Origin of the sequence: Micromonospora sp. NPDC005173 (assembly GCF_040608515.1) — a bacterium.
GTDB lineage: Bacteria > Actinomycetota > Actinomycetes > Mycobacteriales > Micromonosporaceae > Micromonospora.
In genome coordinates this window covers 604,328-616,235 of the sequence record NZ_JBEXIK010000001.1, presented here as the reverse complement: position 1 = coordinate 616,235, position 11,908 = coordinate 604,328, and the positions used below count along the sequence as shown (strand labels likewise).

The 11,908-nt window shown below is 72.4% G+C and carries 11 protein-coding genes; 9 read left to right on the top strand and 2 right to left on the bottom strand.

Translation table 11 applies throughout. The features are described from left to right. Positions 1-270, bottom strand: a 270-nt coding sequence (locus ABZV00_RS02970) for a hypothetical protein (RefSeq protein ID WP_355601289.1), incomplete at its 3' end; no start/stop codon positions are given. Positions 271-373: 103 nt separating this feature from the next. On the opposite strand from ABZV00_RS02970, the gene tnpA reads away from it, so the two are divergent. Continuing rightward, positions 374-805, top strand: a complete 432-nt coding sequence (gene tnpA / locus ABZV00_RS02965; RefSeq protein ID WP_355601287.1) for an IS200/IS605 family transposase — start codon at positions 374-376, stop codon at positions 803-805. 101 nt (positions 806-906) lie between these two features. Here tnpA and ABZV00_RS02960 read toward each other — a convergent pair whose 3' ends face one another. Continuing rightward, entirely contained in the window at positions 907-2,175 is a 1,269-nt protein-coding gene (locus tag ABZV00_RS02960; RefSeq protein WP_355601285.1) for a glycosyltransferase, read from the bottom strand. Between the two features lie 136 nt (positions 2,176-2,311). On the opposite strand from ABZV00_RS02960, the gene ABZV00_RS02955 reads away from it, so the two are divergent. The 8 genes from ABZV00_RS02955 (at position 2,312) to ABZV00_RS02920 (ending at position 11,881) form a co-directional block, all read left to right on the top strand. Next, a complete protein-coding gene (locus ABZV00_RS02955) occupies positions 2,312-3,172 on the top strand; it encodes a DNA-formamidopyrimidine glycosylase family protein (protein ID WP_355601283.1) in 861 nt (286 codons plus the stop codon). 264 nt (positions 3,173-3,436) lie between these two features. Further along, complete coding sequence (locus tag ABZV00_RS02950) at positions 3,437-5,008, top strand: sugar transferase (RefSeq protein WP_355601368.1); 1,572 nt, start codon at positions 3,437-3,439, stop codon at positions 5,006-5,008. A 38-nt stretch (positions 5,009-5,046) separates the two neighbouring features. Further along, the gene (locus tag ABZV00_RS02945; RefSeq protein WP_355601281.1) at positions 5,047-6,273 is read left to right on the top strand and encodes a histidine kinase; all 1,227 of its coding nucleotides are present in this window, start codon (positions 5,047-5,049) and stop codon (positions 6,271-6,273) included. A gap of 23 nt (positions 6,274-6,296) precedes the next feature. After that, positions 6,297-7,058, top strand: coding sequence for a LytTR family DNA-binding domain-containing protein (locus ABZV00_RS02940; protein ID WP_203148278.1), 762 nt, complete (start codon positions 6,297-6,299; stop codon positions 7,056-7,058). 65 nt (positions 7,059-7,123) lie between these two features. Further along, the gene (locus ABZV00_RS02935) at positions 7,124-7,786 is read left to right on the top strand and encodes a DUF5701 family protein (RefSeq protein WP_355601279.1); all 663 of its coding nucleotides are present in this window, start codon (positions 7,124-7,126) and stop codon (positions 7,784-7,786) included. 287 nt (positions 7,787-8,073) lie between these two features. Further along, positions 8,074-8,751 (top strand): response regulator transcription factor, encoded by a 678-nt coding sequence (locus ABZV00_RS02930; protein ID WP_355601277.1) that lies wholly within the window; start codon positions 8,074-8,076, stop codon positions 8,749-8,751. Between the two features lie 29 nt (positions 8,752-8,780). After that, on the top strand, positions 8,781-9,830 hold the full coding sequence (locus ABZV00_RS02925) for a HAMP domain-containing sensor histidine kinase (protein ID WP_355601275.1): 1,050 nt from the start codon (positions 8,781-8,783) through the stop codon (positions 9,828-9,830). Further along, on the top strand, positions 9,827-11,881 hold the full coding sequence (locus tag ABZV00_RS02920; protein ID WP_355601273.1) for a DUF4173 domain-containing protein: 2,055 nt from the start codon (positions 9,827-9,829) through the stop codon (positions 11,879-11,881). The genes ABZV00_RS02925 and ABZV00_RS02920 overlap by 4 nt, the downstream gene beginning before the upstream one ends. Positions 11,882-11,908: the final 27 nt, after the last annotated feature.

Genomic DNA, 11,908 nt, shown 5'->3' with positions numbered 1-11,908 from the left:
GCCGAGGTTGCCGGCCTGAATGTTGGCCTTCAGGGTGGCGTACGCGCCGGATACCTTCCGGGCGACGTGGATGGCGGGCTGCGCGGACAGACCCATGTCCTTCAACTGGCCGTAGGTGAGCCGCTGCAACGACTGCTTGGCGAACACCCGCCGCTGGTACGCCAGCCCGGAAGCGACGTTCGCGGCGTCGTTGCACAGGTCCAGAGTGGCCCGCAACGCCGCCTGCGCAGCGGCGTCCGGGAACAGCCGGACCTGCACGACAATCTTCACCAGGCGTCCTCGTCGTCCGCGTCGTCCGCTTCGGCTGCCATCGACGTCGGCCAGCGGCACCACGCGACTTTCGCAGGCATGCCCACACCATATCATCTTATCTATGTCACCACGATGGACGCCGGACCCGAATATTCGCAGAGGTAGAAGCGTTGTCTACAACCTGCACGTACATCTTGTCTTCGTCACCAAGTATCGGCGGGACGTCCTCAACGACACGATGCTCACCCACTGCGAACAGATCATGCGGCAGGTCTGCGCCGACCTGGGCGCCGAGCTGCGCGAGTTCAACGGCGAGGACGACCACGTCCACCTGCTCGTGCACTACCCGCCCAAGCTGCCGATCTCCACGCTGGTCAACCGACTCAAGGGCGTCTCGGCGCACTACCTGCGCAAGGAGTTCACCGGCCGGATCAATCGGCACATCATGCACGGGCGCCTATGGTCCCCTTCGTACTTCGCCGCGTCCTGCGGCGGCACCCCACTAGAAGTGATCAAGGACTACATCAAAGAACAGAAACGTCCCGGCCCATGACGCGACTCCTCCCGACCCTGAAGGACCAGGATCCCTCGCTAATCCAGTTGAGCGCGATCTTGCCGGGCCTGGCGGCAGGCGGCGGGCGGGGCGGGGCGAGGTCAGGGGTGGTGCGCGGTGCGGGCCATGCCCACGTAGATGTCGATGAGCTGCTTGGTGACCACGTCGGGGTGGAAGGTCCGCTCGTAGCGGGCGCGGGCGGCCGGGGCGAGCCCGGCGGCCCCTGCCCGGGCCACCGGGAGGGCGGCGGCCAGCGCGGCCGGCTCCGGGGCCACCACCCAGCCAGCCTCGCCCAGGCCGATTCCGGCCGGCATTGGCGACCCGCCGCCCCCGGCGACGGCGGAGGCGATCTCGGCCGGCCCGGTGCCGGAGGGCTCGTGTGGGGCATCCGCCCCGACCAGGTACGGAATGCCGCCCAACGCGGTGCCGAGCACCGGCCGGCCGCTGGCGAACGCCTCGATGATCACGGTCGGCAGCACGTCGTGCCACATCGAGGCGGCGATCACCACCGCGCTCGCCTCGACCGCCGCCCGTACCCCGGCCCGGTCGAGCTGACCCAGGTAGACCACGTCGGGTCGCTCGGCGGCGGCTGCCTCCACCAGCGGGCGCAGCTCGCCGTCCCCGGCCACCCGCAGGGTGCCCAGTGCGCCCACCGGGTGCCGACGCCAGGCATCCAACAGCAGGTCGACGCCCTTCTCGGGGCTCAGCCGAGCCATGTAGAGGAAGCCGTCGCCGAGTGGCGCCGGCCGACCCGGGTCCGGCACGGCGTTCGGCTTCACCACGATCCGCTCGTCCGGAATGCCGTATTCGCGCAGGTGGTCGGCGATCGCCGTGGTGAGCGCGATGTACCGGTCCACCGACCGCCAGGTGCCCCGGTGCACGGCCAGGGTGGTCGCCATCAGCGCGCTCTGCGCCGCCGAGTCGCGGTAGCAGCGGTGCTTGATCGCCGGTACGCCCAGCGCCCGACCCTTGCAGTCCTGGCAGATCACGCCGTCCCGGAAATAGATCCCCGAGGAGCAGACCTGCCGGTAGTTGTGCACCGTCTGTACCACCGGCACGCCGTGCCGGTGCGCGGTCCGCACCACCCAGGGCGAGAGCAGGGGGTACGGGTTGTGGAGGTGCAGCGCGTCCGGCCGGTGCTCGGTGAGCAGCCGGCTCAGGTCGTGCTGGGCTCGCGGAGCCCAGATCGGCGAGATCGGCAGCAGCGCCTTGGCCGCCTTCGACATCGACGGGATCTCGTCCGAGCTGCGGATGAACGGCAGCACCTCGACGCCGGCAGCGGTGAGCTGAGCGATCTCCGAGTCGACGATCGTGTTCTCGCCGGAGGGCTGGGCTTCCCGGTACCGGTTGTGCGCCACCACGATTTTCACAGAGCTCGCCTTTCGTTCGCAGTCATGCCGGCTCCTGCTCGCGACTGCGGGGCTCGCAAGCTCACTCCTCGCGCTCGTGGCAGGGACTCGCAAGCTCATTCCTCGCGCTCACCGGAAAGAAGGCTACCGTTGTGTCGTGCCCGAACTACCGGAGGTTGAGGCGCTCGCGGGTTACCTGCGGCAGCGCGCGGTGGGGTGGCGTGTCGACCGGCTGGAGATCGCCGCGATCAGCGCCCTGAAGACGTACGACCCGGCACCGGCCGCGGTCGCCGGTCGGGCGGTGGTCGACGCCCGCCGGCACGGCAAGTTCCTCGACGTGCTGTTCGAGGGCGACCTGCACCTGTTGGTCCACCTGGCCAGGGCAGGCTGGCTGCACTACCGGGAGGCGTTCCCGGCCACCACCCCGTTGCGCCCCGGCAAGGGGCCGATCGCGGTGCGGGTCCGCCTCGACGACGGCTCCGGGTTCGACCTCACCGAGGCCGGCACGCAGAAGAAGCTCGCCGCGTACCTGGTCACCGACCCGGTGGCGGTGCCCGGGGTGGCCAAGCTGGGCCCGGACGCGCTCGCCGCGGACCTGCCCACCTTCGCCGAGCGGCTGCGCAGCCGGCGTGGGCAGGTCAAGGGGGTGCTGACCGACCAGTCGGTGCTGTCCGGGGTCGGCAACGCGTACTCCGACGAGATCCTGCACGCGGCGAAGCTGTCCCCGTTCGCGATCACCGACCGGCTGACCGACGACCAGCTAGCCACCCTGCACGCGGCCACCCGGCAGGTGCTCGGTGACGCGGTCGAGCGCTCCCTCGGCCAGCGGGCCGCGGAGCTGAAGGGCGAGAAGCGCTCCGGGCTGAAGGTGCATGCCCGCACCGGGCTGCCGTGCCCGGTGTGCGGGGACACCGTGCGGGAGGTGTCGTTCGCCGACTCCAGCCTCCAGTACTGCCCGACCTGCCAGACCGGCGGCAAGCCGCTCGCTGACCGACGGTTGTCTCGACTCGTACGGTGAGTAATTCCACTCGCCGACTACGGAGCGGAATCAGCCCGACTGAGCCGAAGCTCCGGTCCATCGTTCTCGCCACACGCGCATCCATCGGTATAGTGGCCCGGTCCCCGGCTTCTGAAATGGTGCGGAGCCGGCCAGATCCCGCCGGCACCATCGGTCGCCAATCTCCTACGGGGCAGCGACCGGTCGGAGCCAGCGTGGGAGACTGGGACGGTGGGCGACCCGGGCCCTCACTGCGAGTGAGCGGCACGTGTCATGCGGGAGGACATGGGTGAGGTGACGGCAAGCCTCCAGCGCCCGGTAACCAACGAAGGCCGGAGCAGACTCGTGCGGCACGTCGACAGCTTCGAGATCCAGCCGCCGACGCCGCCGTCGCACAACGGTGTCCCGCGGTCGGCATGGGCCAGGGCGCGACGCCGTGTCTCCCGCTGGCACCGCCCCTACACGGCGATCCTCCTGCTGCTCGACTTCGCCTCAGCGGCGTTCGCCAGCTGGATCGCGATCCAGCTCTTTGACCAGGCCGCCTCCGGTTTCAGCGGCACCCAGCAGGACCCGACCTGGTTCCACACCGTCTCCTACCTGCTGCTCCCGCTCGGCTGGGTGGTCACCCTCTGGAGCAACCGGGCGTACGACCGGCGCTATCTGGGGCTCGGGCCCGACGAGTTCAAGCGGGTGATCCGGGCCGGGGTCACCGTCGCGGCCAGCGTCTCCTTCCTCGCCTTCGCCACCAAGACCTCGCTGTCCCGGTGGACGGTCGGCACGGCCCTGCTCGGGGCGCTGCTGCTCATCCTGTGGGGCCGGTTCGTGGCCCGCTGGGCGCTGCACTACATCCGCCGACGGGCCGGGCAGGCCGCGCACCGGATGGTGCTGGTCGGCACCCTGCCGGAGTGCCTGGAGGTCTACGCGGCGGTCACCCGCAGCCCGGCCGCCGGGCTGGTGCCGGTCGCCATCCACATCACCGACGGCTACGCGGCGGCCCGGGGGATGCCGACCCCGGTGCCGGTGCACGCCGGCCGGGACGTCCTGGCCCTGGTCCGGGAGGTCGGCGGGGACACCATCGCGGTCTGCGGGTCGGCCAGCGCCGAGCCGGGCGAGCTGCGTCGACTGGCGTGGCAGCTGGAGGGCTCCGGGGTCGACCTGGTGGTCGCCCCACAGCTGACCGACATCGCCGGCCCCCGGGTGCACATCCGGCCGATCGAGGGCCTGCCCCTGCTGTACGTCGAGGAACCGACCCTCTCCGGGCCGGCGCTGCTGGCCAAGAACCTGATGGACCGGGTCGCCGCCGGCCTCGGCCTGCTGCTGCTGGTCCCGCTCTTCCTGGCCGTCGCCCTGGCGATCCGGATCTCCGACCCCGGGCCGGTCTTCTTCCGCCAACCCCGGGTGGGCCACGAGGGACGCACGTTCCGGGTGTGGAAGTTCCGGACCATGTACGTCGACGCCGAGGACCGGCTGGCCAGCCTGGTCGACCGGAACGAGACCGACGGCATGATGTTCAAGATGAAGGAGGACCCGCGGGTCTTCCCGGTGGGCCGCTTCCTGCGGGCCTCGTCGCTGGACGAGCTGCCGCAGCTGATCAACGTGCTCTGGGGTGAGATGTCGCTGGTCGGGCCCCGCCCGTTGCCGGCCGACGACGGCGACTTCCTGGGCGACGTACGCCGCCGACTGCTGGTCCGCCCCGGCATGACCGGCCTGTGGCAGGTCTCTGGCCGGTCCGACCTGTCCTGGGACGAGGCCGTCCGGCTGGACCTCTACTACGTCGACAACTGGTCGCTGGCGTACGACCTGAGCATCCTGTGGCGCACCGTCGGAGTGGTGCTCGCGCGCAAGGGCGCGTACTAGGGGTTGGCGCGCCGGGCCGGAGGGGCCAGGATCGCTGCGTGGGTGGCAACCTTTCCGCCGTCGTCGGCGTCGTCTCGCTGGTCACCGCGCTGACCGCGGCGCTGTTGGCCGTACTGCGGCTGCGCGCTCGCCGGGGCATCGCCACCGCCACCCAGCGGGCCACCTACGAGGTGCTGCACACCGCCGGGCTGGCGGCCGAGCCACTGCGGGCGGGGCTGAGCGCGGCGGGCGCGGCGAAGGCCGTACGCCATCTGCGCGCTCTGGTCGGCGCGGCCGGGCTGGCGCTCACCGACGCCGACGAGGTGCTCGCCCTCGACGGGCGCGGCGCGCACCACGGCGAGCAACTGCTCACGGCGGCCCGGCGGGCGATGGACACCGGGCGCTCGACGGTGCTCGGTGAGCACGAGCTGAGCTGCGACCGGGTCGACTGCCCGGTCCGGGGGGCGGTCGTCGCGCCGCTGCACGGCGCGGACGGCCGGGTGGTCGGCGCGCTGGTGGCCATCGCCGACAGTCCGCCGGCGCCCGGGCTGGTGCAGGCCACCCTGGAGACCGCGCACTGGGCCGGCAACCAGCTCGCCCTGGCCGAGCTGGACTCGTCGCGGGAGCGGCTGGCACGGGCCGAGATCCGGGCGCTGCGGGCGCAGATCAGCCCGCACTTCATCTATAACGCGCTGACCGCGATCGGCTCGTTCGTCCGCACCGACCCGGAGCGGGCCCGCGAGCTGATCCTGGAGTTCGCGGAGTTCACCCGGTACTCGTTCCGGGCGCACGGGGAGTTCACCACGCTGGCCGAGGAGCTGCGGTCGATCGACCGCTACCTGACCATCGAGCGGGCCCGGTTCGGCGACCGGTTACAGGTGCGGCTGCAGATCGCCCCGGAGGTGCTGCCGGTGACGCTGCCGTTCCTCTGCCTGCAACCACTGGTGGAGAACGCGGTCCGGCACGGGTTGTCCCGCAAGCCGGGCACGGGCATGGTGAGCATCGAGGCCCGGGACGCGGGCGCCGAATGCCACATCACCGTGGAGGACGACGGGGTGGGAATGGATCCGACCACGCTGACCGCCGGCATCGCCGAGCTGGCCCGCAGCACCGGCGACCCGGGCGACGACCCGGGCCAGCACGTCGGCCTCTCCAACGTCGACGAGCGAATGCGGTCGGTCTTCGGGGACCGGTTCGGCCTGGTCGTGGAGACCGGCTTGGGCTCGGGCACCAAGGTGAGCATGCGGGTGCCGAAGTTCCACCCCGGCGTACGGGCCGGATCGTGAGCGAGCGACCCGGGTCGGCAGTGGTGAACGCGTCCGGATTTCTCCGCGTACTGGCGGTGGACGACGAGCCGCCGGCGCTCGACGAGCTGGCGTACCACCTGCGGGCTGACCCCCGGGTGGCCCGCCTGCACACCGCCGGGGACGCCACCGAGGCGCTGCGGCTGCTCCGCGACGGTGACGTCGACGTGGTCTTCCTGGACATCCGGATGCCCGGGCTGGACGGAATGGAGCTGGCCCGGGTGCTGCGCCGGTTCGCCCGGCCACCGGCGATCGTGTTCGTCACCGCGTACGACGACGGCGCGGTGGATGCCTTCGACCTGGGGGCCACCGACTACGTGCGCAAACCGGTCCGTGCCGAGCGGCTCGCCGAGTCGCTGCGCCGGGTGATCGGCTCGCGGGTGGTGCCGTCACATCCGGCGGCGCTGGCCCGGGCGGAGGAGGACCCGACCATCCCGATCGAGTTGGCCGGCACCACCCGGATGCTGCCCCGCTCGGCGGTGCGGTGGGTGGAGGCGCAGGGGGACTACGCCCGGTTGCACACTGCGGAGGGGTCGCACCTGGTGCGGGTCTCGCTGGCCACGCTGGCGGAGCGCTGGGCCGACGCCGGTTTCGTCCGGGTGCACCGGTCGTACCTGGTGCAGTTGAAGTTGATCGCGGAGCTGCGGCTGGTCAACTCCGGCTATGTGGTGGTGATCGACTCGACCGAGCTGCCGGTGAGTCGCCGGCACACGCGGGAGTTGAAGGACAAGCTGGTCAGGGCCGCGAAGCAGGACTGGAGTCGCTGATTCGGGAATGGGACGGCCGCTCTCGTACGTTGTACGCTAGTCCGTACGACTTCCGGGAGGCCGCCGTGACCGAGACTCCGTTCGACGCCGAGACCGAGTTCGACCGCCAACTCGACCGACTGGTTGAGCTGGGCTACCCCGCCCTCGCCGAACTGCCCGAGGCCGCCTTCCGCGACCTGGTCGCACCGCTGCGGGCCAAGGCGGTCGAGGGCGCCGCCGGCCTGCCCGCGCCCACCGACGCCCGGGTGCCGTTCCTGCTGGTCACCACGCGGGACCTGGTCGGGGTGGAGGCCCGGCTGGAGCTCACCACCCTGGCCGGAAAGCGCAAGCCCGGCATTCTCGACCGGCACTACGCCGAGGACGACCTGCCGCGCTTCGACCCGATCAAGGAGTTGGAGGTGCCGGCCGGGCCGGCGTACCTGCTCTTCGACGTCGACCGGGGCGAGGAGTTCCGCAACCTGCCGCCCGCCACGGCCATGGAGGGAATGACCGCCCAGGGCCGGCTGCCGCTCACCATCGACGAAGGGCTCGCCTTCATCACGCTGCACCCGGCCTCGCTGGCCAGCAACAGGTGCTTCTCACTGGTCGGCTCCCGGTGCGGCGACAAGCGGGTGCCAGCGCTCTGGATCAGCCAGGGCGCGCCGAAGCTCGGCTGGTGCTGGTACGGCAACCCGCACACCTGGCTCGGCTCCGCCTCGGCCCGGCCGGAGCGCGTCGGCCTGGACTGACCGTCAGGGTGCGCCGAGTCCACGGAGGATGGCCGTCCGGTCGGACATGGGGGACACGAGCAGGCTCCCGTCGAAGATCTCGTAGACCTGGTCGTCCTCGGGAAGATCCTGGAGGTCGTCCACCGGCCCACCCTGACAGCTCGGTCGGTCGTCCACAACGAACCTCGGGTGTTCGCGGAGGCCGGCCGGCATGTCCACCGAGTTATCCACAGGCGTGACCCGTTCTCCACAGGTTGTTCACAACGCCACCCACCGATCTCCACGCCGGCTCCCTACAGTCAGGACCCATGAGGCAACGCCGGGTACTGGTGGTCGAGGACGAACGAACCATCGCCGAGTCGGTCGCCGCCCGACTCCGCGCCGAGGGCTTCGCGGTGGAGATCGCGGCGGACGGCCCCAGCGCGGTCGAGCAGTTCCGCACCGGACAGCCGGATCTCGTCGTCCTCGACGTGATGCTGCCCGGCTTCGACGGCCTGGAGGTGTGCCGGCGGATCCAGGCCGTCCGGCCGGTGCCGGTGCTGATGCTCACCGCCCGGGACGACGAGACCGATCTGCTGGTGGGGCTCGCGGTCGGTGCGGACGACTACCTCACCAAGCCGTTCTCGATGCGGGAGCTGGCCGCCCGGGTGCACGTCCTGCTGCGCCGGGTGGAACGGGCCGCCGCGCCCGCACCACCCGCCATCCACCTCGGCGACATTGAGATCAACGAGGCCGAGCGGCGGGTCCGTCGGGCCGGCGCGGACGTACACCTCACGCCGACCGAGTTCGACCTGCTGGTCCACCTCGCCGGGCGGCCCCGCACGGTCCTCCCCCGGGAGCGGCTGCTCGCCGACGTCTGGGGGTGGGCCGAGGGGAGCGGCACCCGCACGGTGGACAGCCACGTCAAGGCGCTACGCCGGAAGCTGGGCGCCGACCTCATCCGCACCGTGCACGGAGTCGGCTACGCACTGGAGGTGTCGTCCTGAGCGCCGTCCTGCTCGCTCGCCTGGACCGGGTGCTGGAACTGCTGCCGCGCCCGCTGGATCCGGTGCGCTCGATCAAGCTGAAACTGGGCGTGCTGCTGGTCGCCTCCGGCGCGGCCGGGCTGGCGTACTTCTCGTACGGCATCGGCTGGCCGCCGCCGGTGACCTCGGCGACCGCCATCGCCGTCGCCCTGCTCACCTCGCAGGTGCTCGCCCACGGGATGACCTCGCCGCTGCGGGAGATGACGGCGGCGGCAGGCGCGATGGCACGCGGTGACTACACCCGCCGCGTTCGCGCCACCTCCCGGGACGAGGTCGGCGAGCTGGCTCAGGCGTTCAACAAGATGGCCGAGGACCTGCACGCCTCGGACCAGCGCCGACGGGAGCTGATCGCGAACGTCTCGCACGAGTTGCGTACGCCGATCACCGCGTTGCAGGGCGTGCTGGAGAACATGGTGGACGGGGTGGCCGCACCCGAACCCGCGGCGCTGCGCTCGGCGCTGTCCCAGACCGAGCGACTCGGACACCTCGTCGCCGACCTGCTCGACCTGTCCCGCCTCGATGCCGGGGTGGTCCCACTGCGGCGGGTCCGCATCGACGTGGGTGACTTCCTCGACGAGGCGGTGGAGCACGCCACCGCGAGCGCTTGCGGCGCGGGGCTGGACGTGCGCTTCCGGCTCCGCGAGCTGGCGGTGCCGCTGACCGTGCACGCCGACCCGTGGCGGCTGCACCAGGTGTTCGCGAACCTGCTCGACAACGCGGCGCGGCACAGCCCGCCCGGCGGCACAGTGCGGGTGAGCGCAGAGGAACACGCCGGCCAGCTTCGCTTCGAGGTGAGCGACGAGGGCCAGGGGATCCCACCGGCGGAGCGCTCCCGGGTGTTCGAACGGTTCACCCGTGGCGATCGGGCGGCCGGCGGCGGGACCGGACTCGGCCTGGCGATCGCCCGGTGGGTCGTCGAACTGCACGGCGGCCAGATCCGGGTCCTCGATCCCGCCGAACAGACCGGAGGCACCCAGCCCGGCTGTCGCATCCAGGTCGCCATCCCCAGCGACGGGCCATACCGAGAAGAGGCCGCATGACCAGCCCTGGCAGCACCCACGTCCCGGCCGGCGACCCGCGACCTCCCGTTCCGGGCAGGCCCGGCCAGCCCTGGTTCGGCCCCGGCCCGGCGCTCCCGCCAACGGCCGGCCGGCCCCAACCCTGGCCCGCACCGCCGGTCACGCCCCGGCCACCCTCGCTGCTCGAACGTCGTTGGCCGGGGCCGTCCGACGCCGCCCGCCCGGTGGTCCTGGCCGCGCTGACGGCGGCCGCGGCGATCGGTGCCTCGACACTGTCGGTGGTTCGCCCCGGCGTCGGCTGGCTGGTGGCCGCGCTGGCCGCCACCGTCGCCCTCGTCACCGCCAGCGTCATCCGACCCGGGACGTCGCTGCGGGCGGAAATACCGCGACAGACCAGCTCCGGCGATTCGGCGGCGCGGGCCACGACCGCCCCACCCGACGCGGCCACGACCACCCCGGTCACCGCCGCCACGCCACCAGCACCACCCACGGCCCCCGCACCACCCACGACCGCTCCGCCCACGGCCCCCGGCCCGACCGCGACCCGCACGCCTGCCCCGACACCCGCAGCGCCGCCCACCACCGCCGAGTCGCCGACGGCACCCGCCACCGTGACCGCAGGGCCACCCACCACCGCCGGGCCGACCACGACAGCCGCACCACCGCCCACCGCAGCGCCGCTCACCACCTCCGGGTCGGCCACGACAGCCGCGCCATCGACCACCGCAGCGCCGCCCACGACCTCCGGATCGGTCACGACAGCTGCGGCGGCGGCCGCCCGTCCCGGTGCCACGGGGGCACCGGGGCGGGTGGCGGGGGCCGTCTGGGCCGCCGCGGCCGTCGCACTGGTCGCGGTCGGCTCGGTCCGGGCCGCCGGCTGGCTCTTCGCGCTCTGCCTGATCGCCGCCGCGGTCACCGCGACGCTCGCGGTGACCGGCGGGCGAAGCCCGTTCGGGATGCTGGTGGCCGCGACGCTGCCGCCCGCCGCCACGGTACGGGCGCTCCCCTGGGCGGTACGCGGGCTGCGCCGCACCCGCCCGGCCGGCCCCGGGGTCGGACGCCTCCTGACCAGCCTCGCGGTCTCGGCCGGGCTCTTGACACTGTTCGGTCTGCTCTTTTCCTCCGCCGACGCGGTCTTCGCCGACCTGGTCGCGGGTCTGCTGCCGGACATCGCACTGGGCGGTGTCGTCGGCTGGCTGGCCCGTCTGCTGCTGATCGGCCTGGGCCTGCTCGGCGGCGCGTACCTGGTCAGCCGCCCACCCAACCTGGAAGGGCTGCGGGCGGCACCGACCCGACCGGCGCACCGGCTGGAGTGGACCCTGCCACTGGTGCTGCTCGACGCCCTCTTCGCCGCCTTCGTGTCGGTCCAGCTGACGGTGTTCTTCGGCGGCGCGGGGCACGTGCTGCGGACGGCCGGGCTCACCTACGCCGAGTACGCCCGCGGTGGGTTCTGGCAACTGCTCGCCGTCACCGCGCTCACCCTGCTGGTGATCGCGATCGCCGCCCGGCGGGCACCACAGTCCACGAGGGCCGACCGGCTGTTGGTCCGCGTGCTGCTCGGCACGCTTGCCGCGCTCAGTCTGGTCGTCGTCGCCTCCGCGCTCTACCGGATGCAGGTCTACGCCGACGCGTACGGTGCCACCCGGCTGCGGCTCGTCGTGGCGACCGTCGAACTCTGGCTCGGGCTGCTCTTCGTCCTGGTCGGGGTGGCCGTGGTACGGATGCGAGCCGACTGGCTGCCCCGGCTGGTGATCGGCACGGCGGTGCTGGCTCTGCTCGGGCTGGCGGTGGTCAACCCGGACCGGCTGATCGCCGATCGGAACGTCGACCGGTACCTGGAGACCGGCCGGTTGGACGTCGGTTACCTCTCCCGGCTCTCGGCCGACGCCGTACCGGCACTGGACCGGCTGCCCGAACCGATGCGGTCGTGCGCGCTGCGGGAGATCGCCGCCGAGTTGCCCCGGGACGGCCTCTGGGCCGCGAACCTCGGCCGGGAACGGGCCCGGCGGGAGCTCGGCCCGACCCCGGCGACCGCCAGCGTGACCGACTGTCCCGATCTACGGCGCTGGTGACCGCGACCGCTTGACAATCGCGCAGGG

What these genes read in the sequence shown, in the direction of transcription:
- tnpA (WP_355601287.1), top strand. Translation starts at nt 374, where the DNA reads ATGTCACCACGATGGACGCCGGACCCGAATATTCGCAGAGGTAGAAGC.
- ABZV00_RS02950 (WP_355601368.1), top strand. Translation starts at nt 3,437, where the DNA reads ATGGGTGAGGTGACGGCAAGCCTCCAGCGCCCGGTAACCAACGAAGGC.
- ABZV00_RS02930 (WP_355601277.1), top strand. Translation starts at nt 8,074, where the DNA reads ATGAGGCAACGCCGGGTACTGGTGGTCGAGGACGAACGAACCATCGCC.
- ABZV00_RS02920 (WP_355601273.1), top strand. Translation starts at nt 9,827, where the DNA reads ATGACCAGCCCTGGCAGCACCCACGTCCCGGCCGGCGACCCGCGACCT.